The 25,057-nt window shown below is 49.4% G+C and carries 20 protein-coding genes, 2 rRNA genes and 1 riboswitch (1 of these 23 running past the window's edge); of the genes, 2 read left to right on the top strand and 20 right to left on the bottom strand.

The genetic code is table 11. The features are described 5' to 3' along the window. Nucleotides 1–154 precede the first annotated feature (154 nt). From purD to F4V51_RS03550, 17 genes are all read right to left on the bottom strand, one after another. Entirely contained in the window at nt 155–1,420 is a 1,266-nt protein-coding gene (gene purD / locus F4V51_RS03625) for a phosphoribosylamine--glycine ligase (RefSeq protein WP_153976885.1), read from the bottom strand. A gap of 119 nt (nt 1,421–1,539) precedes the next feature. Then, entirely contained in the window at nt 1,540–3,087 is a 1,548-nt protein-coding gene (gene purH / locus F4V51_RS03620) for a bifunctional phosphoribosylaminoimidazolecarboxamide formyltransferase/IMP cyclohydrolase (protein ID WP_153976884.1), read from the bottom strand. A gap of 203 nt (nt 3,088–3,290) precedes the next feature. Next, nucleotides 3,291–3,908, bottom strand: coding sequence for a phosphoribosylglycinamide formyltransferase (purN, locus tag F4V51_RS03615; RefSeq protein ID WP_153976883.1), 618 nt, complete (start codon nt 3,906–3,908; stop codon nt 3,291–3,293). Further along, the gene (gene purM / locus F4V51_RS03610; RefSeq protein WP_153976882.1) at nt 3,908–4,948 is read right to left on the bottom strand and encodes a phosphoribosylformylglycinamidine cyclo-ligase; all 1,041 of its coding nucleotides are present in this window, start codon (nt 4,946–4,948) and stop codon (nt 3,908–3,910) included. The genes purN and purM overlap by 1 nt, the downstream gene beginning before the upstream one ends. A 51-nt stretch (nt 4,949–4,999) precedes the next feature. Beyond that, nucleotides 5,000–5,443, bottom strand: a complete 444-nt coding sequence (locus F4V51_RS03605) for an immunity 26/phosphotriesterase HocA family protein (protein WP_153976881.1) — start codon at nt 5,441–5,443, stop codon at nt 5,000–5,002. Between the two features lie 12 nt (nt 5,444–5,455). Beyond that, entirely contained in the window at nt 5,456–6,934 is a 1,479-nt protein-coding gene (gene purF / locus F4V51_RS03600; protein WP_153976880.1) for an amidophosphoribosyltransferase, read from the bottom strand. Continuing rightward, the gene (purL, locus tag F4V51_RS03595) at nt 6,919–9,162 is read right to left on the bottom strand and encodes a phosphoribosylformylglycinamidine synthase subunit PurL (RefSeq protein WP_095288458.1); all 2,244 of its coding nucleotides are present in this window, start codon (nt 9,160–9,162) and stop codon (nt 6,919–6,921) included. The genes purF and purL overlap by 16 nt, the downstream gene beginning before the upstream one ends. Beyond that, nucleotides 9,140–9,829 (bottom strand): phosphoribosylformylglycinamidine synthase subunit PurQ, encoded by a 690-nt coding sequence (purQ, locus tag F4V51_RS03590; protein WP_153976879.1) that lies wholly within the window; start codon nt 9,827–9,829, stop codon nt 9,140–9,142. Before purQ ends, purL begins: the two co-directional genes overlap by 23 nt. Before the next feature lie 4 nt (nt 9,830–9,833). Further along, complete coding sequence (gene purS / locus F4V51_RS03585) at nt 9,834–10,079, bottom strand: phosphoribosylformylglycinamidine synthase subunit PurS (RefSeq protein WP_090904903.1); 246 nt, start codon at nt 10,077–10,079, stop codon at nt 9,834–9,836. Nucleotides 10,080–10,669: 590 nt separating this feature from the next. Next, nucleotides 10,670–11,542, bottom strand: coding sequence for a phosphoribosylaminoimidazolesuccinocarboxamide synthase (locus F4V51_RS03580; RefSeq protein WP_153976878.1), 873 nt, complete (start codon nt 11,540–11,542; stop codon nt 10,670–10,672). A gap of 235 nt (nt 11,543–11,777) precedes the next feature. Beyond that, nucleotides 11,778–13,076 (bottom strand): adenylosuccinate lyase, encoded by a 1,299-nt coding sequence (gene purB / locus F4V51_RS03575; protein WP_095288455.1) that lies wholly within the window; start codon nt 13,074–13,076, stop codon nt 11,778–11,780. Further along, nucleotides 13,073–14,269: a 5-(carboxyamino)imidazole ribonucleotide synthase gene (gene purK / locus F4V51_RS03570; RefSeq protein ID WP_153976877.1), complete on the bottom strand. Its 1,197-nt coding sequence runs from the start codon at nt 14,267–14,269 to the stop codon at nt 13,073–13,075. The genes purB and purK overlap by 4 nt, the downstream gene beginning before the upstream one ends. Beyond that, on the bottom strand, nt 14,266–14,751 hold the full coding sequence (gene purE / locus F4V51_RS03565; RefSeq protein ID WP_153976876.1) for a 5-(carboxyamino)imidazole ribonucleotide mutase: 486 nt from the start codon (nt 14,749–14,751) through the stop codon (nt 14,266–14,268). Before purE ends, purK begins: the two co-directional genes overlap by 4 nt. Nucleotides 14,752–14,945: 194 nt before the next feature. After that, nucleotides 14,946–15,047: riboswitch (purine riboswitch) on the bottom strand. A 268-nt stretch (nt 15,048–15,315) separates the two neighbouring features. Further along, the gene (locus tag F4V51_RS03560) at nt 15,316–15,750 is read right to left on the bottom strand and encodes a universal stress protein (protein ID WP_153976875.1); all 435 of its coding nucleotides are present in this window, start codon (nt 15,748–15,750) and stop codon (nt 15,316–15,318) included. Nucleotides 15,751–15,903: 153 nt separating this feature from the next. Beyond that, nucleotides 15,904–16,167 (bottom strand): DUF1294 domain-containing protein, encoded by a 264-nt coding sequence (locus tag F4V51_RS03555; protein ID WP_095288452.1) that lies wholly within the window; start codon nt 16,165–16,167, stop codon nt 15,904–15,906. Nucleotides 16,168–16,298: 131 nt separating this feature from the next. Beyond that, nucleotides 16,299–16,436, bottom strand: a complete 138-nt coding sequence (locus F4V51_RS28790; protein WP_167301682.1) for a hypothetical protein — start codon at nt 16,434–16,436, stop codon at nt 16,299–16,301. Nucleotides 16,437–16,561: 125 nt separating this feature from the next. After that, nucleotides 16,562–18,691 carry a DNA topoisomerase III gene (locus tag F4V51_RS03550; RefSeq protein ID WP_153976874.1) on the bottom strand — a complete coding sequence of 710 codons (2,130 nt, stop codon included), beginning with the start codon at nt 18,689–18,691 and terminating at the stop codon, nt 16,562–16,564. 347 nt (nt 18,692–19,038) lie between these two features. On the opposite strand from F4V51_RS03550, the gene F4V51_RS03545 reads away from it, so the two are divergent. Next, complete coding sequence (locus tag F4V51_RS03545) at nt 19,039–20,976, top strand: amidase family protein (protein ID WP_153976873.1); 1,938 nt, start codon at nt 19,039–19,041, stop codon at nt 20,974–20,976. A gap of 130 nt (nt 20,977–21,106) precedes the next feature. On the opposite strand, the gene F4V51_RS03540 is transcribed toward F4V51_RS03545, so the two are convergent. Next, on the bottom strand, nt 21,107–22,108 hold the full coding sequence (locus F4V51_RS03540; RefSeq protein ID WP_167301721.1) for a ketoacyl-ACP synthase III: 1,002 nt from the start codon (nt 22,106–22,108) through the stop codon (nt 21,107–21,109). A 297-nt stretch (nt 22,109–22,405) separates the two neighbouring features. On the opposite strand from F4V51_RS03540, the gene F4V51_RS03535 reads away from it, so the two are divergent. Next, complete coding sequence (locus F4V51_RS03535; protein ID WP_153976871.1) at nt 22,406–22,951, top strand: NADPH-dependent FMN reductase; 546 nt, start codon at nt 22,406–22,408, stop codon at nt 22,949–22,951. A 132-nt stretch (nt 22,952–23,083) separates the two neighbouring features. Here F4V51_RS03535 and rrf read toward each other — a convergent pair. Together rrf and F4V51_RS03525 are read right to left on the bottom strand one after the other, a co-directional pair. After that, nucleotides 23,084–23,200, bottom strand: a 5S ribosomal RNA gene (gene rrf / locus F4V51_RS03530). A 74-nt stretch (nt 23,201–23,274) separates the two neighbouring features. Next, nucleotides 23,275–25,057: ribosomal RNA gene (locus tag F4V51_RS03525) — 23S ribosomal RNA — on the bottom strand (it continues 1,141 nt past the right edge of the window).

Here is a 25,057-nt window from a genome sequence, read left to right as displayed (position 1 = left end):
ACGACCGATTTTATAACACTACTACCCTCGGAGTTATCCAGCTGAAACATATTTTCAATCGAATAATCCAACGCAAAAAAGGCCCGCCCGATGAATGCCATGCTTCTAATCTGAAGGCATTCGTCGGGCAGGACCCATATTTGATAATAACTATTTACACTAAAGCTTTGGCCGCAATGTCAGATCGCTGATGCTTGCCTTCGAAGCGGATCCGTTCCGCCTCTGCATAAGCCTTGTTTCTAGCTTCTGCAATATCAGCGCCTAGACCCACAACCCCAAGAATACGTCCACCATTCGTGACCCATTCTCCGGATTCGCTGCGTGCCGTTCCTGCGTGGAAGACGACAGCATCGCTGACCTGATCCAGCCCTTCGATGGCTACGCCTTTTGCATACGGCCCCGGATATCCTCCTGATGCCAGGACCACGCATACAGCAGACTCTTCGCTCCACTCAATCTCTATGTCTGCCAGTTTGCCATGCACGGTGGCCCAGAAAATGTCGAGCAGATCTGTTTTGAGGCGTGGCAGTACAACCTGCGTTTCGGGATCACCAAAACGAGCATTAAATTCTATTGTTTTCGGTTTGCCGTCCGGCGAGATCATGAGTCCCGCAAACAATACGCCGCGGAATGGACGTCCTTCGGAAACCATCGCTTTGGCCGTTGGCTTGATAATGGTTTCAACAGCCTCTTCAATAATTGAATTCGGAATATGTGGCAGCGGTGAGTATGTACCCATCCCACCCGTGTTAGGCCCCTTGTCATCGTCGTAGACTGGCTTGTGATCCTGTGCAGCGGCCATCGGACGAACAGTCTCGCCGTCGACAAATGCCAGAATTGACATCTCCTGTCCTGCCAGAAACTCTTCAATAATTACTTTAGCTCCTGCTTCGCCGAAAACTTTCTCCACCATAATACTGCGTAGTGCCTGATCCGCTTCCTCGCGGGAATAAGCAACCGTTACACCTTTACCGGCTGCTAGGCCATCGGCCTTGATAACCACGGGAATTGCCTGTGCATCAAGATAAGCCTGAGCCTGCTCGTAATTGTCGAATTTCTCATAGGCTGCTGTTGGGATGTTGTACTTGTGCAGCAGATCCTTCATAAATGTTTTGCTTCCTTCGATCTCCGCTGCATTGCGACGCGGTCCGAAGACCGGAATGCCTGTGGAATCAAATGCATCTACAATCCCGTCAGCCAGCGGATCATCCGGACCAATGACCACCAGATCCACCTTGAGTTCCACGGCAAGCGCCTTTAATTTATCGAATTCATTCACTGCCACCGGGTGACATTCGGCAAGCTGTGCAATGCCTGCATTTCCTGGCGCACAGTGAATCTTGCCCGCCTTCGGACTTTTCGCCAAAGCCCAGATAATCGCATGCTCCCGGCCTCCGCCGCCTACTACCAGAATATCCATTCGTTCCGTTCCCCCTCATGAATTCCAGAATTCGCTCATGAATCATTTAATGCGCTGAAAATGAGGATGAACAAGCCTATTCGCTTGTTCATCGACGTGTGAAGCTTTGATTTCGACTCTTAGTGTTTGAAATGGCGAACGCCTGTGAACACCATGGCAATACCATACTCATTCGCTACTTTAATGGACTCTTCATCCTTAATGGAACCGCCGGGTTGGATAACAGCTGTAATTCCAGCCTTAGCTGCCAATTCCAGCGTATCGCCCATCGGGAAGAATGCATCCGATGCGAGAATAGCACCCTTAGCTTGCTCGCCAGCTTGTTCAATAGCAATTTTGGCTGCACCAACGCGGTTCATTTGTCCAGCGCCCACACCTACGGTCATGTCATTCGCTGCAAGCACGATCGCATTGGACTTCACGTGCTTAACGACTTTCCAGCCAAAGAGGAGCTGTTTCAATTCTTCTTCGGAAGGTGCACGATCTGTAACGACTTTCAGTTCACTCGCTTCGATGGAATGCACATCGCTCTGTTGTACGATCATGCCGCCGTCGATAGAGGTCACCGCGAATTGGCTCGCCCGGTCACGAGCTGCATTCAATTCACCCGTTTTGAGCAAACGAATGTTTTTCTTCTTCGTCAGGATGTCCAGTGCCTCTTGCGTAAAGTCAGGAGCCAGCACGATTTCCAGGAAAATCTCGCTCAGTTTGGCAGCTGTGTCGCTGTCGATTATGCGGTTCGCTGCCACAATGCCACCGAAGATGGATGTTGGATCCGCAGCATATGCTTTGCTGTAGGCTTCATAGATGCTTTCACCAATGCCCACGCCGCAAGGGTTCATGTGCTTAACCGCCACAACAGCAGGCTCTACAAATTCCTTAACGATCTGCAACGCTGCGTTTGCATCGTTGATGTTATTGTAAGACAGCTCTTTGCCGTGCAGCTGCTCGGCTGTTGTCAACGTATCTTGAGCAGCAAGCGGTTTACGATAGAATGCCGCTTGTTGATGCGGATTTTCGCCGTAGCGTAAATCCTGGATTTTTTCGTAAGTCACCGTCAAACGCTCTGGCAGTGGATCACCATTCAGGTTGGAGAGATAATCAGAGATAACTGCATCGTAAGCCGCCGTATGACGGAAAACTTTTGCCGCAAGCCGTTTGCGTGTTTCCAACGTGGTATCCCCACTACTGCGAACTTCCTCCAGCACTTTGCCATAGTCTGCCGTGTCGACAACGACACTAACAAAAGCATGGTTCTTGGCTGCAGAACGAAGCATGGTAGGACCACCGATATCGATGTTCTCAATCGCATCTTCATAGGTTACATCCGGCTTCGCAATGGTGTCTTGGAATGGGTACAGGTTTACGACTACGAGGTCGATATAATCTAGTCCGTTCTCTTCCATCTGGCGTCTATGATCTTCACTATCACGTACAGCCAGCAAACCGCCATGAACGGCTGGATGCAGCGTTTTGACACGTCCGTCCATAATTTCAGGAAATCCAGTCACATCCGAGATCCCGATCACAGGAACGCCTTCCTTCGACAACAGGCTGCTTGTACCTCCTGTCGAAATAATTTCCACGCCCATTTGCGACAGCTCGCGGCAAAAGTCCACGATGCCTGTTTTATCCCACACACTGACCAAAGCTCTTTTGATACTCACAATATGCTCCTCCTTTTAATGTCCCATGGCCCCGCGTTTCATGACGAAACACAGCCGATTTATTTCCCGAGAAATATCACAAAATGCGTACCAATTTTCGACTCTAACACATAAGTTAAACAAATAATTTTACACTGGACCACTACGAGGTCAGAACAAACTTCTGCCCTCTCCGTTACTTTGTAAGCGAAGTCCAACTTATATCAATCCGGTTTCAGCACCGTAACCTGACGGCCTTCCAGCCGAACCAATCCTTGAGCAAACCAGGAAACGACCTCCGGATACAGCTGCTGTTCCGCAGCATGGATGGAACGGCTGATCGATTCTGCCGTATCCTCAGGCAGAATCGGCACAGGATGCTGGGCAATGATAGGACCGGTATCCATGCCACCATCCACGAAGTGTACGGTTACCCCCGTAATTTTTACGCCGTACTCCAAGGCCTGTCCGACAGCATCCTTACCTGCAAATGCAGGCAGCAAGGACGGATGGATGTTAATCAGCCGTCCGGCATACCGATCCACTACGACTGAAGTCAGCAATCTCATGTATCCGGCAAGAACAACCAAGTCAATGTTTTTGGATTCAAGCACTTCCACGATCTCGGCCTCGTAGGCCTCACGGGATTCGTAATTTTTCGGAGTGAATAGATGGCAGTCGATGCCTGCATCCTTGGCCCGCTGCACAACGCGTGCAGCAGGTTTGTCACACACCAGCAAGTCTACGGTTGCATCCAATCCTCCGTTTTTCGCTGCATCCACCAATGCCTGAAAGTTCGACCCTTCACCAGAGGCAAATACGGCAATCCGGTAGTTCGCCATTAAACATCCGCTCCCGTGAAGGTTACTCGCGCATCTCCTTCAGTCACACGTCCAATGATGTACGCTTCTTCACCAGAAGCTTTCAGCTGTTCCAGAGCTTCGTTTGCATCTGCTTCGTTCACGACAAGCACAAGTCCGATTCCCATGTTAAACGTGGTGAACATATCCCGGTTCGAGACTGATCCTTTTTGCTGCAGCAGGTTGAAGATTGGCAGGATCGGCCATGAGCCGTAATCGATATCTACATTCACGCTGCTTGGCAGCATACGCGGGATATTTTCAATAAATCCACCACCTGTAATATGAGCCATGCCTTTTACTTTCACGTTTTCCAACAGGGACAGAAGTGGTTTCACATAGATTTTTGTCGGTTCCAGCAGGGCATCACCCAGCTTGCTGCCCAGTTCAGATACTTCCTCATGCAGATCCAGCCCGGCTTCCTCCAGCAAAAGTCTGCGAACCAGCGAAAATCCATTGCTGTGTACACCGCTGGAAGCTAGTCCAATTACCGTGTCACCTGGAGAGATGGTCGTGCCGTTAATGATTTTGGCTTTATCCACGATTCCCACCGTAAATCCGGCAATATCGTATTCCCCTTCGCTGTACATGCCCGGCATTTCTGCCGTTTCTCCGCCAATCAGCGCACATCCGGACTGGTGACATCCTTCAGCGATTCCGGCAACAATGGCTTCGATCTTCTCAGGGATGACTTTGTCACATGCCAGGTAGTCGAGGAAAAAGAGCGGCTCCGCACCCTGCACCACAATGTCATTCACACACATGGCCACAGCGTCGATTCCAATGGTATCGTGACGGTCCATGGCAAACGCGATTTTCAGCTTGGTTCCTACACCGTCAGTGCCGGAAACGAGCACCGGCTCATCATATTTGTCTTTGTTCAAACCGAACAGGGCTCCGAATCCGCCCAGATCTGTCATCACTTCCGGACGGAAGGTACGCTTCACGTGTTTTTTCATCCGTTCAACCGCTTCATTACCTGCCGCGATATCGACGCCGGCCTTTTTATATGCTTCTGACACTACCATCGCACCCTTCGTATCTTGTATAAATTGAACTATGGATAGTCCACTTTATTGATTTTTGCTCATCTCTAAAAGATGATTCTGTACCAATTCAAATCCAGCTACACCCATTGTGATGTACTGACTGTACTCTTCTGGCGGAACCATTCGAATGAATTCGTCACCGTTGTATACCCCACCGGCGCACTGGAATACTTGCAGTTCTTTTTTCGCAGGAGTCAGCGGGATGTTACCAACAATGCTCCATGTGCCATCTTTCAGCTGCTTGGGTGACGTGAAGATCACGCTGCTCTTACGTTTACCATAAGAATAGACAAGGAATTCGCTGTCTTCCAAGCTTACAGTTTCGTCACGCTGAATGCTCATCACGCCAAACGAAAATGCCTTTTTGAAGCGGTCTCTCAGAGCACATATAACCTGACACACGGCGAACCGTCCATCATGCATTGGAATCAGAAAAACATCGCCTTCATTATAGCTTTTTCTTCCCATAAGCCTGACCTCCTAACAGCTGCAGCCGAACTTCTCTTCACCGTCGAAGTCAAGGCGAGTCGGATAATCATTATCGAAGCATGCCAGACATAGTCCGCCCTTATAGTCATCCTGATTATCCCCTTGAATGGATGCAATCAGTCCATCCGGGCTGAGGAACGCCAGAGAGTCTGCATTGATCTCACGGCAAATCTCTTCTACTGACAGAGAGGATGCAATCAGTTCACGGCTATCCGGTGTATCAATTCCATAGAAACATGGGTTTTTGAACGGAGGCGAGGTTATGCGTACATGCACCTCAGTTGCACCGGCATCACGCAGCATGTTCACAATCCGTCTCGAAGTTGTCCCCCGAACGATGGAATCATCAATCATGACAACGCGTTTACCTTCTACGACGCGGCGCACCGCGCTCAGCTTCATCTTCACGCCCTGTTCACGCAATTCCTGACTAGGCTGGATAAACGTACGTCCGGTGTATTTGTTCTTGATCATGCCCATTTCATACGGAATACCGGTTTGCTCAGCGTATCCTATTGCCGCGGAAATACTGGAGTCCGGTACACCTGTTACCAGATCTGCATCCACAAAAGATTCAATCGCCATGCGTCCACCCATTCGTTTCCGGGCAGCATGCTGGTTGGCTCCGTTCATGTCACTGTCGGGACGAGCAAAATAGATATATTCCATTGCACATAGTGCCTTGCGGTGTTTGTGATGATCGAAGCGATCCTCGTGCAGACCATCTGCGTCAAGCACCAGCAGTTCACCGGGTTCAATATCGCGAATCAACTCTGCGCCGATTGTTTCCAGTGCACACGTCTCGGATGCGAACAGATATGCATCTCCGAGCTTACCCATCGTCAGCGGACGCAGACCGTGCGGATCAGAAGCCACCAGCAGCTTGTCGTTGGTCATGATCAAAAATGCATAACCACCCACAATCCGCTGGAATGCATCTTTTGCAGCTTCCACCAAACCCTTCGATGAACGTGCAATCAGATGCGCAATAACTTCCGTATCGCTGGTTGTCTGGAAGATCGACCCGCTCTGTTCCAGCTCACGGCGAATCGTTGGTGCATTCACGATATTCCCGTTCGTGGCAACGGCCAGATCCCCGTCACGATACTTGAAAACCAGGGGTTGTGCATTGGTCAGTTTACTGTCGCCGCTCGTGGAATACCGAACGTGACCGATGGAAATATCACCAGACAAGGTTTGCATCAGGTCTTTGGTGAAGACTTCCTTCACCAGACCCATACCACGATGGTAGTTAAACTGGGTACCATCACTCACACACATGCCTGCACTTTCTTCGCCCCGATGTTGGAGCGCATGCAGTCCATAATAGGAGAGCGAAGCAGCATCAGGGTGTCTGAACACCCCGAATACGCCACATTCTTCCTTCAATTTATCGAGTCCTTCCTTACCGGACCCTTCGTTATAATAATCGCCTGTCCACCACTGTCCTGTCGTCAGTTCATGAGACATGGAATCGCATCCTCCCAGACCTGAGCCAAACCTCCCACGGGTTCGTTCACGGCTGATGTTCCGTTCAATTCGATCGTCAAGTTGCTTCCTTCCACACGTCCAATAACAGCTACGGGTACACCGCGCTCACGTACAAATGCTTCAAGTTTACCTGCTTGCTCCGGCGAAGCGGACAGCAGTATGCGGGATTGGCTCTCACTGAAGAGTGCATGATCCGCACGCAGTGCAGTTTCCACATTCACCTGTGCACCCACGTTGCCGCTGATGCAGGACTCTGCCAAAGCTACAGCCAATCCGCCTTCAGACAAATCATGTGCAGAACGAACAAGTCCGGATTGGATGGCTTCCAGCACAGTGCTGAGCAGCGCCTTCTCCGTGTTCAAATCAAGCTGCGGGGGACGGCCTTCCGTTTTGCCATGAACTGCATATTGCAGCTCGCTGCCGCCCAGCTCCGCTTTGGTCTCGCCGAGGAGGATGATTACATCACCTTCGGATTTGAATCCCTGTGTCGTGATATGATCCGTATCATGAACGAGACCTACCATACCGACTACTGGCGTTGGATAGATTGAGCCTTTGGCGTTTTCGTTATAAAGACTCACGTTACCACCAATAACCGGCGTATCCAGCACGCGGCAAGCTTCCGCCATACCGTCTACAGCTTTTTCCATTTGCCAGAAAATGTCCGGCTTCTCCGGGTTACCGAAGTTCAGGTTGTCCGTAATCGCCAGTGGCTCCGCACCGGAACATACAATGTTACGAGCAGCTTCACTAACCGCAATGCGGCCACCCACTTCAGGATCCAGATAGACATAACGTCCGTTACAGTCCGTTGTCATCGCCAGACCTTTGCGTGTTCCGCGAATCGTTACCACGGCAGCATCCGAACCCGGACGAACGGCTGTACTTGTACGAACCATGTAATCGTATTGATCGTAAACCCACTTTTTGCTTGCTACCGTTGGCGAAGCCAATACCTGTTTCAACGCACCGCCGAGATCCGACACTTCATCGTAACGCAGCGTGTCGATTGAAGCGCTTTGCTCGTAGTAAGCCGGTACAGAAGATGGCTTGTTGTATACCGGACACTCGTCGACCAATGCCGTCACTGGCATATCCCCAACCACTTCGCCGTGGTGGTACAGCTTCAGACGTCCATCATCGGTAACTTTACCGACTTTCGCACAGATTACGCCCCAACGCTCAAAGATCTCCATCGCTTGGGCTTCATCCTTCGGCTCAACCACGAACAGCATCCGTTCCTGAGACTCGGACAGCATCATCTCATACGGGGTCATGCCTTCTTCGCGCTGTGGTACCTGATCGAGATACAGTTCCAGGCCATTACCGGCTTTACTTGCCATCTCCGCACTGGAGCAAGTCAGACCAGCCGCACCCATATCCTGAATACCAAGTACGATACCCGTGTCGATCAGTTCAAGGCAGGACTCCATAACGAGTTTTTCCATGAACGGGTCGCCGACTTGAACCGCTGTCTTCTTGGATTCGGATTCTTCTGTCAGTTCCACCGATGCAAACGTTGCGCCGTGAATTCCATCGCGGCCCGTTGGAGGACCAACATAGTACACTGGATTTCCTACGCCTTTGGCTACACCGCGCTGAATTTTGTCATGATCGATCAAGCCTACGCACATGGCATTAACGAGTGGATTGCCTTCATAACTTTCGTCGAACATCACTTCACCGGCTACCGTTGGAATCCCGATACAGTTACCATATCCAGCAATACCGGATACGACATGTTCAAACAGGTATTTCACGCGATCGCTCTCCAATTTCCCGAAACGAAGAGAGTTCAGCAGGGCTACAGGTCTTGCACCCATGGAGAAAATATCACGGATGATCCCGCCCACGCCTGTTGCTGCCCCTTGATAAGGCTCTACAGCGGAAGGGTGGTTATGGCTTTCAATTTTGAAAACAACAGCCTGGTTGTCGCCAATATCAACGATCCCGGCACCTTCACCTGGTCCCATCAGGACACGCGGTCCACTGGTTGGGAAACGGCGCAGCAGCGGCTTGGAGTTCTTGTATGCACAGTGCTCGGACCACATAACGCTAAATACACCAATTTCCGTGTAGTTCGGCTTGCGTCCCATGAATTCACAGATCAGCTCATACTCACTGTCCGACACGCCCATTTGTGCGTAAAGTTTATGTTCTGCGACCTGTTCTGCCGTCGGTTCCTTAGCGGATAGCTGCTGCGTCATGTCGATCCCTCCATGCTTTCAAAATAGATGTAAACATACGTTTGCCGTCTTCCGAGCCCAGCAGGGAATCCACCGCGCGCTCCGGATGCGGCATCATGCCAACCACGTTTCCACCCTCATTACAGATTCCTGCGATATCGCCCAGGGAACCGTTCGGGTTGCTGCCGTACGTAAATACGATCTGATTGTTCGCCTGCAAACTCGCAAGCGTCTCTTCATCACAGTAATAGTTGCCTTCACCGTGAGCAATCGGAATGATAATCTCTTCCCCAGATGCATAGTCACGTGTAAATGGTGTATCTGCATTCGTTACTTTCAATACCGTATCGTGACAACGGAATTTCAGTGACATATTGCGAATCAACGCGCCCGGAAGCAATCCGGCTTCAGTCAGAATCTGGAATCCGTTGCAGATCCCCAGAATATATTTGCCTTGTTCAGCAGCTTTGGCTACCTCATTCATTACAGGTGCGAAGCGGGAAATCGCACCACAACGCAAGTAGTCTCCATAGGAGAAACCACCCGGAACCAGGATACAGTCATACGCCGACAGATCCGTTGCCGTGTGCCATACATAATCAACCTCTTGCCCAATGGCATCTTCCACTGCCTTGTAACAGTCAATATCGCAGTTGGAGCCAGGAAACACAAGAACTGCAAATTTCATGGGATTAACCCTCCAATTCGTAGCGGTAATCTTCAACAACGGTGTTGGCCAGCAGCTTCTCACACATCACAGTCAAACGTTTTTCCGCTTCTGCGCGATCAGTTGTATCCAGGTTCAGTTCCATGACTTTACCGATCCGTACACTTTCCACTTCATTGAATCCCATCGAGTGCAGGGCACCTTGAACGGCTACTCCTTGCGGGTCGAGTACGCTTTGCTTAATAGTGACATAGACGGTTGCTTTGATCATGATCCTATGTTCCTCCTCAGTAATGAACGGGATAAATGCTTTATGCTGTTAAAAAAGGGCTTTGGGAGCTTGCTCCGGGGCGGATTGTTCTTCCGGTCGCTGTTGTCCCCGGGTTTTTCTGAATTGTTTTGGCCCGCTCTGCGGTCAAAACCCCGGGACAAAGGCGAACGCTAATCGCTCCTTTAAGAACAATTCCGCCCCTCCGCCTGTCCATGCGGCGTTTTTTGAAAGGCCTAAAACCTTTACGTTACACGGTGTGTAATGGTATAGTCTGACCATTACGTTTAAATATAAATGGTCTATAAAATACTTTAGTAATCAAAGAATTTAATTCTCGTAATTTTTCAGGCTTCCTACCTGTGGGAAGCCTCCGCACTTAATTACCTCATCTCCCAGTTTGATACTGGCGGAGGGAAAGATTGAGCTGGAGAAGCGGAGCGTTCGCCTTTGCAACCGGAATGTTTCCTTTTGAAAAAAGATTCCAATCAATACATTCCGGGGCAAGAGCGATTGAAAGCCAAACTTTCCCGTAGTATACCTCAAACGTCCTTACTCAAACTTTCCCGCAGCCACCTCAAACTTCCCATTTATTATTTCGTTAAACGGTTATAGATATCGACGTATCTTGCTGTTGTTGCCTCCACCACCGCTTGTGGCAGCGGATCAGGCTTACTGTGTTTGTCCCAATCGGTTCCTGCCAGGTAGCTGCGCACCGGCTCCTTGTCCATGCTGTCGATCTCGATGTCTAGTGCGTAGTTCTCTTTTGCCCAGAAGCGTGAAGCATCCGGGGTGAAGATTTCGTCGATCAGGATGACCTTGCCATCGACGATACCGAACTCGAATTTGCAATCTGCGAGAATAATGCCGCGCTGATCACAATAATCCCGGGCGAACTCATACAGACGCAGGCTTTTTTCCTGAAGTTCAACTGCCAGCTCATCTCCAACCAGTTCTTTCATGCGGTCCATCGGGATGTCTTCATCATGACCTACATCATTTTTGGCAGCCGGAGTGAAAATGGGGCTTTCGAGTTTGGCGTTTTTGCGAAGTCCTTCCGGCAGTTTGATGCCGTTCACCTCTCCGCTATTCTCATATTGTCTCCATCCGCCCCCAGTAATGTATCCACGTACGACGCATTCGATATCGATGCGTTCGGCTTTGCGTGTCACCATAATGCGATCTTTCAGAAGTTCCGGGTCCACAATAAGATCACCGAGCCGGTTGACGTCCGTATGAACCACGTGGTTGTCCATCATGTCGCTCGTCAGTTCAAACCAGAAGCTGCTGAGTTTATTCAGCACATTGCCCTTCTCGGGCACCGCTGGGTCCAGCACGTAGTCAAAAGCTGAAATCCGGTCTGTAACCACGATCAGAAAATGTTCCCCCAGATCGTACAATTCACGTACTTTTCCTTTGTATAACAGAGGTGCTTTAACGAGATCTGCCGCTGTGGACAGTGCCATGGAGGCTCACCTTCTTTCAGGAGATATAAGGCTACAGACAGAAGCGCGATGGAGCACACTCCACTCCGATAACAGAACAATCTTTCGATCGCTGTTATCCCCCGATTTTTTTGAACCACTTTTTCCAAAGTGTAAATCCGGGGATAAAGGCGAGCGCTTCGCTTCTACAGATTTGCTCTGTAATCTCCGTTCCCTGCTGGTCCATCATTCTGCTCTCTAGCCTTATTGGAGTTAATTAGTTGGTCAAACCAAGCTTCTTGAAGATGGTATCCACATGCTTCAGGTGCCAGGACGGGTTGAATGCATCTTCGATTTCCTCATCGCTCAGCACCTCGGTGATTTCCGGTGTGGCTTTCACGATATCCTTGAACTGGCGCTGTTCTTCCCATGCCTGCATGGCACGTGGTTGAACGGTATCATATGCCTGTTCACGGCTGAAGCCTTTGTCAATCAGCTTCGTCAGTACGCGTCCAGAGAATGGCACACCGAAGGTACGCTCCATGTTGCGCTTCATGTTCTCAGGGAACACCGTCAGGTTTTTCACGATGTTGCCGAAACGATTCAGCATGTAGTTCAGCAGCATCGTTGCATCCGGCAGGATGACACGCTCTACAGAAGAGTGTGAGATATCGCGTTCATGCCACAGTGTTACGTTCTCGTATGCTGACACCATATGTCCGCGGATGACGCGAGACAGACCGGAGATATTTTCGCTACCAATCGGATTACGTTTGTGCGGCATAGCGGAAGATCCTTTTTGACCTTTGGCAAATGCCTCTTCCACTTCACGGAATTCACTCTTTTGCAATGCACGAACTTCTGTAGCGAACTTGTCCAGTGATGTTGCGATCAATGCCAGGGTAGCCATGTATTCTGCATGACGGTCACGCTGCAAGGTTTGTGTCGAAATTGGCGCCGGCTTCGTGCCCAGCTTCTCGCAGACAAACTCTTCAACAAACGGATCGATGTTCGCGTAAGTTCCTACCGCACCGGAGATTTTACCGTACTGCACGTTGTCTGCCGCATGGCGGAAACGCTCCAGATTACGTTTCATCTCTTCATGCCACAGGGCCATTTTCAAACCAAAGGTTGTTGGCTCGGCATGCACCCCGTGTGTACGACCCATCATTGGCGTATGCTGATAAGCAAGGGCCTTCTCACGCAGGATCTCGATAAAATTCACGATGTCGCGTTCCAGAATTTCATTGGCCTGGCGCAGTACGTACCCCAGAGCCGTATCTACCACATCCGTGGATGTCAGTCCGTAGTGCACCCATTTGCGTTCTGCACCCAGACTCTCGGATACCGTGCGGGTAAAAGCAATAACGTCATGGCGCGTTTCCTGTTCGATTTCATAGATGCGATCGATATCAAAAGAAGCATTTTGACGAAGCAATGCTGCTTCTTCCTTAGGAATAACTCCGAGTTCCGCCCAAGCTTCACATGCACAAATTTCAACTTCCAGCCAGGACTTGAATTTGTTTTCCTCCGTCCAGATGGCTCTCATTTCGGGTCTGCTATAACGTTCGATCATGAATTTGTATTCCTCCAGATATTAGTTTGTTCAATCCATTGCAATCCTTCTTCAACATCCTGACAGAGCAGATTGACATGCCCCATTTTTCGTCCCGTTTTCGCTTCGGTTTTGCCATATATGTGAAGCTTGGGTATAACACCGAGTTCCATTGCTTCTGCATCAGGTTGACCCGTTCTGGCGATAATTCCTTCCAGATGTTCTCCAAGCACATTGACCATAACAACCGGACTTAACAGTGTAGTGTCTCCTAATGGCAGCCCGCAGATGGCACGAATGTGCTGCTCGAACTGTGACGTCGCACAGGCTTCCATCGTGTAATGACCGGAATTATGAGGTCTTGGAGCCAGTTCGTTCACATACAATCTTCCGTCTGGCGCAACAAAGAGTTCCACCGCCAGCAATCCAACAGCCTGCATGGATTCGGCCACAGCCGCTGCAAGCTTCTGGGCTTCAATCTGTATGTCCGTAGCCACTCTGGCCGGTACGATCGAGGCATGCAGAATGTTGTTCACATGAATGTTCTCCGCTGGCGGGAATGTCTTGATCTCGCCACTTGTGCTTCGGGCAACCACGACGGAGATTTCGCAGTCAAACTTGATAAACTGCTCCAGCACCAGTTCCGCTCCGGTTGCCGCAAGCTCTTCGTAAGCCGGTACAGCCTGGCTTGCTTCGCGGATGACCCGCTGGCCTTTACCATCGTATCCTCCGGTTACCGTCTTCAAAACACACGGTACACCAAGCTCGCTTACGGCTGCTTGCATCGTATCCTTACTTGTAATCTCCCGATAAGGCGCTACTCTTACTCCAGCAGCTTCAATGGCTCGTTTCTCACGCAACCGATGCTGGGTTGTATACAATAACGCACTTCCTTGCGGCACATAGGATTCACGTTCCAGCAAGCCCGCTACACCTGCATCCACATTTTCAAACTCATACGTGATCACATCACACTGACGGGCCAGCTCAAGCGCTGCGGCTTCATCGTCATATCCGGCCTCAATCTGGCGGGAAACTTGTCCGCAAGGCGAATCTGTCGCCGGATCAAGCGTGACAAAGCGGTATCCCATCGCTGTCCCGGCAAGCGTCAGCATTCGTCCAAGCTGTCCGCCCCCGAGAACGCCAATGGTTGTTTTTCCTGGGAGCAGCACACGTCCAGCCATGCCTGAGAGATTCAATTCAGTTTTACTCATAGCTCATCACTGCTTTCGAGTACTTCACGTTTGATCCGTTCTCTGCGGGCTTCGCAGCGATTACGGACATCCTCATCGAATGCACCAATCATCTGGGCCGCAAGCAGCCCTGCATTGGTAGCACCCGCCTTGCCAATCGCTACCGTTGCGACAGGAATGCCGCCTGGCATCTGAACAATGGATAATAGGGAATCAAGACCATTCAGTGCCTTGGACTGTACAGGTACGCCGATTACCGGCAGCATCGTTTTGGAAGCAACCATGCCAGGGAGATGTGCTGCTCCGCCTGCACCTGCAATGATAACCTTGAATCCGCGCTCAGCAGCCTGCTCGGCATATTCAAACATCAGATCCGGTGTGCGATGCGCAGATACAACCTTTTTCTCATACCCGATCTCCAGTTCATCCAGCACCTCACACGCATGCTTCATCGTTTCCCAATCCGACTTGCTGCCCATAATTACAGCGACCTGCACTGACATGAATACATCCAACTCCCGTCTGAGCTTATTTTGATAACAACCACTCTTGCCATACGCGTTCCCTTTTGAAACAAAAAAATCCGCTACCCGCGAAAACATCACATTTTCTCCGGACACCGGACTCCAAGAAATACGTATCCCTCATTTGGGCATGCCAAAAGGGGGGCTTGCTGTCCGCATCCATATTCATGCGACTCTCAGCCGTATCTCCTCGTAGTCCGGAAATTTACGGTCTCCGGGTAGAGACTTCCGGGCCTTATTCCCGGCGTTATACGAGCAAATATCTATTCAATCCAAGCGACTCATTTCGGTCAGCCTGGGTACATCTTTCGTTCCTACTCGACCTTAATCTCACCTGATCGACACATCTAACATTCTAACAATCCCCTACAGCTAATGTCAACTTAAAGACGAACATTTAACATATTGACAAATATAATGTTCGTGATTAAGGCGTTTCTTTTGGGCTTCATATCCATTTCATCCCATAAAAGAAAGCCGACTCTCTTCAATGGAATGAAGACAGCCGGCTCACTGCATATTTGTAGCTTGCAATTCAATGCATTATTTAACGATCAATACAGGGATTTGAGCATGCTGTACTACATTGTGGCTGACACTGCCCAAGACAAATTCACGAATGCCGCCTAGTCCGCGACTTCCGATGACGATCACATCCGACCCATTTTCCTTAGCATAATCGAGCAGCACTTCAGCTGCTGCCCCTTGAATCAGGTCTACATTGGCTGTAACGCCTGCAGCTTTGATCCGTTCTTTTGCTTCATCGGTCGTTTGCACAGCCAGGTTGTAATAATCGTTATTCAGAGATGGCGGTAGCGGTGCAAGTCCTTCTCCAATAAATACGCGCGGGAAGTCAAAGGCATGAATGACATCAATGACTGAATCCGGAGACACTTTAGCCAGTTCAATGGCACGATCCAGTGCCTTGTTGGAAGCTTTTGATCCATCATAAGCTACTAAAATTTTGGAGAATAACATGTAAATCCCGTCCCTTCCTTATATATGTAGAAACTCCGAAGCTGGAGGCTTCGGTCTGACGTAAAACTAAATCCAGCACCATGTAACCCTATAAACGTTCTTCATGCGATATGAACCATTTGCCTTGTTTTACAGCGTCCGCACCCCTAGGTGCTATTTCAGAAAATAACCATAGATTACGGCATTCAGAAATAGCAGAAGCGGAATCCCGATGGTAAAGCTCGGATGTTTGGTTTTGTGCCTTTTCCGGTACATTGCAATCCATACTCCAAGCGCCCCTCCGATAAACGCCAGCAGGAATAACGTCCGTTCGGGTGTACGGTCACGGCGTCGCTGCGCCCGCTTTTTGTCATCTGACATCACCAGATAACCTACCACGTTAATAAATAAAAACCACAATATGAGTCCGGTTTGCATATAATTCTAGCGGTCCCCCTATCCCGGGACATCTCCCTGTTCCTCCATTATAGTCCTCTGCAGGGACATGATCAACGCGAGAAGGGAGCCGCATAGATTGGCTTAATGGAATCATCCGTTCCGGGTAGAACCTAGGACTCCTGTTTCGGAATACCGTTCAAGCTGGGAACTCTTTTGCCGGCCTTGGTTGGACGTGCTCCGATGCTTTCTTCACGGATACTGTCCTTATTCTGCTGATTATGAATTTTCTCTGGTTTGTTGTGTGGCATCTGTGTCACCTCCTTGGCTTACGTTGCCTGAAAAGGAGGGTTCTTATACCACACCATGCGAAGCGGTTTATTGAGCAAGACCTCGCCAGTATTCATTCAACTTGCATCAAACTCTTTCAGAGGCACTAGTCCCCTTTTTTCTCCATTGCAGCTTTCAACAAGTCTCCGAGATTGGATCCGATGGATTCCTGCTTGGCATACTGTTTGACCAGCTTTTGCTGTTCGCGTTTATTGACGTGCTGTCTATCTTTATCCAGAGCTTCCGTGATTCCGCAAGGCAGACACTGCACATAGAGGCCCGCTTTGCCTTCTTTCATTTCCATCTTCTTGTGACACTGCGGACAACGACGGTTGGATAACCGCTTCTCTGCCGAGCGACGATAGCCACAATCCTCCGTGGGACATACGAGAAACTTGCCGCGTTTCCCTTTTTTCTCAAGCAGACGCGCATTGCAATCCGGGCAGTGGCTGCTCGACACGTTATGCGGTTTATACTCTGCCTTGCTTCCTTTTACAGTGGCTACCAGTTCTTTAGCCATCGAACGTATGCCTTCCAGGAAAGGACCTGGTTTCCCTTGTCCACGAGCAATCCGTTCCAGTTCAGCCTCCCAACGCGCCGTCAGTTCAGGTGTACGAAGCTGCGGAGCAGCCAGCTCAATTAATTGCTTGCCTTTACCTGTAGGATGCATGCTGTTGCCTTGGCGGTCGATGGTATCCGAGCTGACCAATTTCTCGATGATATCTGCACGGGTAGCCGGGGTACCGAGTCCGTGCTTCTCCATTTGCGCGAGCAATGCTGCCTCCGTGTACCGTTTAGGTGGCATGGTTCTTCCACTTTTAATATGACAACGTTGAACGGTAACCGACTGACCTTGCTGTACATCTGGCAAAAGAGTACAGCCATTGTCTGCTTGCTCATCTGTGCGCTCATCATCTTCGTCACTGTAGTCTCCGCCGTATACTTCACGCCAGCCACTGTCTTTTACCGTCGTACCTTTAACATGGAAGGAATCTTCACCCACTTGCACAGTAATCGCTACTGAATCGTATCTGGCAGCTGGATAGAACAAACTGATAAACCGGCGTACGATCAAATCATACAGTTTGCGTTCCTCCGGATTCAGCTGATTCAGCAGCACCGTCTGTTCTGTCGGAATAATCGCATGATGATCCGTTACCTTGCTGTCATCCACAATTCGTTTGGTGATATTCAAGTTTTTCCGCAGCAGCGGACGAGCCAATGATGCATAAGGTCCAACAGCTACACTATCCAGTCTTTCTTTCAGCGTGCCTGTCATGTCCGATGTCAGATAACGGCTATCCGTACGCGGATATGTAACCAGCTTATGCTGCTCATATAGACGCTGCAGGACGTTGGAAGTCTGCTTGGCTGAGAAGCCATACTTGCGGTTGGCATCACGCTGCAGCTCCGTCAAGTCATAGGCCAGAGGATGCGGCTCAACTTTTTCGCTCTTTTTGACCTGAGCAATGGTTCCCTTACGTCCATCCACTCGTTTCTTCAATGCCTGGGTATCCTGAGTATCAAAGATGCGTGAATCCCCGCCTGAGGCCCGCCACACGGCTTGAAAACCTCCAAAATCTGCAGTTAGTGTCTCATACTCCTGTGACCGAAAACCATTGATTTCATTTTCCCTGTCCATGATCATGCCCAGGGTTGGTGTCTGTACCCGTCCTGCAGACAACTGTGCATTAAATCGAACGGTCAGCGCCCGTGTCACATTAAGCCCAATCATCCAGTCCGCTTCTGCCCGGCAACGTGCCGATTCATAGAGACGGTCAAACTGACTCCCTGGCTTCAGTGAAGCAAATCCTTCTTTGATTGCCTTATCCGTCTGAGAAGAAATCCACAGTCGTTTGAAGGGCTTCTTCCACTGCGCCATTTGCATGATCCAACGGGCCAGCAGCTCTCCCTCCCGGGCGGCATCCGTTGCAATGACCAGTTCACCAACATCTTGGCGTTTCATAAGCTGCTGTACGGCCTTATATTGATGATTCGTCTCTCTTAGCACCTTCAGTTTCGCCCGCTCCGGCAGAATTGGCAGATCTTCAAGATTCCAGGTGGCGTACTTTTTGTCGTAATCTTCAGGTTCCGCCAGCCCTACCAGATGCCCAAGTGCCCACGTTACGATATATTTAGGACCTTCCAAATAACTCTTATGTTTATCACGCGCTCCCATAACTCTGGCAATTTCACGTGCCACAGATGGTTTCTCAGCGAGTACCAATGTTTTCACTTCGTATCTCTTCCTTTCTTCATACACCTTGTAACCCACGTCCCTATCCTTTCATTATATCATTTCAGACCAATCGTTTCTTGGCATATCCCAGGTGAACGATTAACCTAATAAATCACTTTTCTAGATTATATGTAAGATAATATAACACGTTTATGAACACTTAAATTTCTTTTAGGAATGAAAATAAGAGTATCTGAAAGAAATATCACATTAATACAACTTGTATACGTTTTTTTGGATAAATATGAGTGTTGTAAGAATACCTGACATATTATTAGAATGTGACAAAAGCATATACAGCCGTTTCATCACACACATCATTGCGACAGAAGGAGCGTGGATACATGACTTATCATGGATCTGTATTGAAAAAAAGTGGAGCTCTGTTACTGACAGGAGCAGTAATGGTTACAACTTGGGGAGGAGCTTCCGTACCGCTGGCATCAGCCGGAGCAGCAGCTCCATCAAGCAAAACAACGGTCGCAGCAACAGCTGCAGGGAAGTCACCTGCCACGTCTGCCGCATTTGTTAAAGCCATGGAAGAAGCAGCGACACTTGCAGGTGTGCCTTTTTCAATGGACGAGCTATCAGGCAAAACCGTTCAGCGTAAGGATGCTGCTCTAGCTCTTCAAACCTGGTTGAAGCTGGAGTCCACCACAGAGTCGTTCAAAGACGTACCAGACCAATCCAGCTATGCAGGTGCCATCGGTGCCCTGAATGCTGCAGGGTTGATGAAAGGATATACCGATTCCCTCTTTCTACCTAACGCTGTCCTGACGGAAAATGATGTCGCCATATTGAAAGACCGCATTTATAACTACATAAAACCGTTTGTTCTGGAGGAGGCAACAATTACGGAACTCCAGGCTGCAATGACGCAAGGAAAGCTTACATCCAAGGAATTGGTTCAAATGTATCTGGATCGGATTGAGAAATACGATGATCAGGGAGTTAGCATTAATTCCATACTAACCTTAAACCCGGAAGCACTTGATATTGCCCAGGCTTTGGACGAAGAACGTGCAGCCAAAGGTGCACGCGGACCGCTGCACGGTATTCCGGTTCTTGTGAAGGACAACTTCGATACGAATGATATGCCTACCACTGCTGGCTGTATCTGTCTGAAAGACTCCGTGCCTGCGCAAGACGCTGAGCAAGTGAAGAAGCTCAAAGAAGCAGGTGCCATTATCCTCGGTAAAACAAATCTGCATGAATTTGCATTTGGCATTACTACATCAAGTTCATTGGGTGGACAAACCCTGAACCCTTACGCACTGGATCACTATCCTGGCGGTTCCAGCGGCGGAACAGGGGCAGCGATTGCCTCCAACTTTGCTGCAGCAGGCATGGGTACCGATACTGGTGGATCGATCCGTATTCCATCCAGCTTCAACAGCCTTGTCGGAATTCGTCCAACGATTGGACTATCCAGCCGTGAAGGCATTATCCCGCTTGCTCTGACTCAGGATGTAGGCGGCCCTATGGCTCGTACAGTTAGTGACGCTGCGATCATGCTGGACGCTACAGCCGGTTATGATAAGGACGATGTAGCTACAGCCTATGCTGTAGGCAAAATCCCTTCCAGTTACACTGACTTCCTGGACGTGAATGGCCTTAAAGGCGCGCGTATTGGTGTAGCTACTGAACTGATCCCAAGCACCAAAGCAGAAGAGAAAGCCGTTGCTGATGTCATCAACAATGCAGTGGAAGAATTGAAATCTCTGGGTGCAACTGCTGTACCTATTAGCATTCCGAACCTGGACGAAATCAACAAATACCCGAGCCTGAGCGGATATGAATTCAAATTCCAGCTCAACGACTATCTGGAGTCACTTGGTGAAGATGCTCCATACCACAGTCTGTCGGAGATCATCGCTTCAGGTGAATTTGATAAAACACAGGAACAATCCATGAAGGCACGCGATGCAAGGGAAACGCTCGAGACAACTGAGTACAAAGACATCGTATTGAAACGTACTCAAATCACGCGCGAAGCTATTCTAAAAGTGATGGCTGACAATAACCTGGATGCCATTGTTTATCCTACTTCCACCCAGGCTGCAGCCGTAATTGGCGAAGGGCAGAACTCCGGCGGGAATAACCGACTAAGCCCATTCTCCGGGTTCCCGGCTATCACCGTACCTGCCGGCTTCACTACAGAGGGCCTACCTGTAGGCATTGAATTCCTGGGCCGTGCCTTTGATGAAGGAACATTGATTAAACTCGCATACAGTTATGAGCAAGGAACCCACCACCGCCAAGCTCCTAAACTTACACCATAACTCCTTTATTGAATTAGAAAATGCTTAATAAACAAAAAGTACACTTCGCCTCCACATCGGAGGAAAGTGTACTTTTTTTATTAGCCCGGTAAGACAGACTGTCTTTCACGCTTAATCTCAAATTTCTACGTTATTTCTTTGAATCAGCGTCTGGAACACTCCATTCCAACACAAGGCCTGCATAAGTTAAGCCACCACCAAAACCGAATAAGGCAAGACGCTGACCCTGCTTCACCTTACCTTCATCGACAGCCAGCTGAATGGCCAAAGGTATGGATGCAGCCGAGGTGTTCCCACGGTACTCCATGCTGGTCAGCGTGCGTTCCAACGGTACAGGACCGCGCTCGCAGACAGCTTCAATCATTCTCATATTCGCGCTGTGCGGTACAAACCAGTCGATATGCTCCGCCTGCAAGCCTGAGCTAGCGATAAGTTTCGGCAATTGCTCAGGTATCAGCCGTACAGCCCATTTATATACTTCTCTACCGTTTTGCACAAGACGCCCTTCACCTTGAAGAGGTACCCCATTCATCTCGGAGGAAAGTCCACTGCTATAAACATGTAACCCACCATCACCCTGAGTTCCGGAAAGTGCTGCAAGCGCACTGCCCTGCCCTTCGGTTCGTTCCAACAAAAATGCTCCTGCTCCATCCCCAAATAAAATACACGTCGTACGATCGGTGTAATCCGTAATCTTGGATAATGTCTCTGCCCCGATCACGAGCACTTTGCGATACATGCCACTTGTAATCATGCTATCGGCCAGTTGCAACCCATAGACAAAGCCTGCGCAAGCTGCGCTCAAATCCAGCGCTCCGGTCTGAGTGATGTTCAGACGGGCCTGTACTCTGGAAGCCGTGCTAGGGAATGCATACTCTGGCGTGCTTGTTGCTACGAGGATCATATCCACATCATGAACGTCAACCCCATAACGCCGAATCATGTCTTCCACAGCCTTAACCGCCAGATCAGAAACAAACTGATCCTCTGCGGCAATTCTCCGCTCCCTCATCCCTGTTCGTTGTACGATCCATTCATCGTTCGTTTCGACCAACTTTTCCAAATCCGCGTTATTTAAAATACGCTCCGGCACATAGGTTCCGAATGCAGTAATACTGGCTTTTGATTGCATCATAGCTTCAGTCACCTCGTTTTGTTTTTCATTATTATAGCACTAAGTCTTAGTACTTGGTACTAATTTTTTTGATAAACTTTTATTGTTTTCTGTGTCGATACAGAAAAACACACCTTCTGGTCTATTTCCACACTTGGTATGTAGATCAAATGAAGAAGAATAGTCATATTCGGTTTAGTATGAAGAATGCCTTAATAATAGCCGTTATCTGTAGACTCTTCGTAAGAAAAGATGGAAAATAGACCAATCAATTCATATTACGGATAGACAATGGACAGAGATGGGGATTACATAATGGAAAGAGAAATAACCATTCTTGCAATTTCAGGAAGCCTTCGGAAACAATCCACAAACACCATGCTAATGAAAGCTATGATGGCACTTGGCCCTACTACTTTGAAATTTCAGGTGTATGATCAGCTGAATGATCTTCCCCACTTCAATCCTGATCTTGATGTAGATGATGGTCCACTTCCCGTTCAATACTTCAGATCCCAATTAAAGCAAGCAGACGGTGTCCTCATCTGTACACCTGAGTATGGAAATGGTATTCCCGGTGTCTTAAAAAATGCTTTAGATTGGATTGTATCTTCCGGAGAATGGGTGAATAAGCCTACAGTGGTCATAGCAGCATCCCCCAGCCCTTTAGGCGGTAATCAAGCCCATACATCCATATTGCTGACTTTAAACATGATCAATGCCCTCGTCCTGAATGATGCCTCACATACAATTCCTCATATTACGATGAAAATCAACAAACAAGGTACGATCATTGATCCTGATACTAAAACGGCACTACAAGATTCACTTTTACGCTTAGCAGAAGCATGTCCCAACTGAAAGAATGAACTAAAATAGTGTTATAAAAAACAAAAACAGCCCGTTAGTGATCTATCAGGCTGTTAAATGATAATCTGTTACATTTATAAACAAATAAAAACCACCACCGAGATTCTTCGGCAGTGGTTCTTTGCTTGGCAGCGTCCTACTCTCCCAGGACCCTTCGGTCCAAGTACCATCGGCGCTAGAGGGCTTAACGGTCGTGTTCGGGATGGGTACGTGTGGAACCCCTCCGCCATCGCCACCAAACGATGCTGCTATAACTCAGAGATCATTCTCTGAAAACTAGATCCGAAACGAAATTTGCGACTAAAACCTGCAATTTGGATAAGCCCTCGACCGATTAGTACTGGTCAGCTCCATGCATTACTGCACTTCCACCCCCAGCCTATCTACCTCGTCGTCTTCAAGGGGTCTTACATACTGGGAAATCTCATCTTGAGGGGGGCTTCACGCTTAGATGCTTTCAGCGCTTATCCCGTCCGTACATAGCTACCCAGCGGTGCTCCTGGCGGAACAACTGGTACACCAGCGGTACGTCCATCCCGGTCCTCTCGTACTAAGGACAGCTCCTCTCAAATTTCCTACGCCCACGACAGATAGGGACCGAACTGTCTCACGACGTTCTGAACCCAGCTCGCGTACCGCTTTAATGGGCGAACAGCCCAACCCTTGGGACCTACTTCAGCCCCAGGATGCGATGAGCCGACATCGAGGTGCCAAACCTCCCCGTCGATGTGGACTCTTGGGGGAGATAAGCCTGTTATCCCCAGGGTAGCTTTTATCCGTTGAGCGATGGCCCTTCCATGCGGTACCACCGGATCACTAAGCCCGACTTTCGTCCCTGCTCGACTTGTAGGTCTCGCAGTCAAGCTCCCTTATGCCTTTGCACTCTTCGAATGATTTCCAACCATTCTGAGGGAACCTTTGGGCGCCTCCGTTACTCTTTAGGAGGCGACCGCCCCAGTCAAACTGCCCACCTGACACTGTCCCCGTACCCGCTAAGGGCACCAGGTTAGAACCTAGATACGATCAGGGTGGTATCCCAACGGTGCCTCCACACAAGCTGGCGCTCATGCTTCAAAGGCTCCCACCTATCCTGTACAGATCGTACCCAAATTCAATATCAAGCTGCAGTAAAGCTCCATGGGGTCTTTCCGTCTTGTCGCGGGTAACCTGCATCTTCACAGGTATTAAAATTTCACCGGATCTCTCGTTGAGACAGCGCCCAAGTCGTTACGCCATTCGTGCGGGTCAGAATTTACCTGACAAGGAATTTCGCTACCTTAGGACCGTTATAGTTACGGCCGCCGTTTACTGGGGCTTCGGTTCACAGCTTCGGATTACTCCTAACCGCTCCCCTTAACCTTCCAGCACCGGGCAGGCGTCAGCCCGTATACTTCGCCTTACGGCTTCGCACAGACCTGTGTTTTTGCTAAACAGTCGCTTGGGCCTTTTCACTGCGGCCCCCTCGTGCTATTCACACTACCGGGGCACCCCTTCTCCCGAAGTTACGGGGTCATTTTGCCGAGTTCCTTAACGAGAGTTCTTCCGCGCGCCTTAGAATTCTCTTCTCGCCTACCTGTGTCGGTTTGCGGTACGGGCACCTTCATCTGGCTAGAGGCTTTTCTTGGCAGTGTGAGATCATGACCTTCGCTACTGTAATTTTCACTCCCCATCACAGCTCAGCCTTAGATGTGCGGATTTGCCTACACATCAGCCTCACTGCTTGGACAGGCATCCATCAGCCTGCGTCACTACCCTACTGCGTCCCCCCATCGCTCGTAACGATTTACGGTGGTACAGGAATTTCGACCTGTTGTCCTTCGACTACGCCTTTCGGCCTCGCCTTAGGTCCCGACTTACCCTGAGCGGACGAGCCTTCCTCAGGAACCCTTAGGCTTTCGGCGGATCAGATTCTCACTGATCTTTTCGTTACTCATACCGGCATTCTCACTTGTATAATGTCCAGCGCTCCTTACGGTACACCTTCAACCCTTATACAACGCTCCCCTACCCCTGATGCAAGCATCAAGCCATAGCTTCGGTGGTGTGTTTAGCCCCGTTACATTTTCGGCGCAGAGTCACTCGACCAGTGAGCTATTA

Source organism: Paenibacillus xylanilyticus, from assembly GCF_009664365.1.
GTDB classification, from domain to species: domain Bacteria; phylum Bacillota; class Bacilli; order Paenibacillales; family Paenibacillaceae; genus Paenibacillus; species Paenibacillus xylanilyticus_A.
This window is presented reverse-complemented; position numbering and strand designations above follow the sequence as displayed.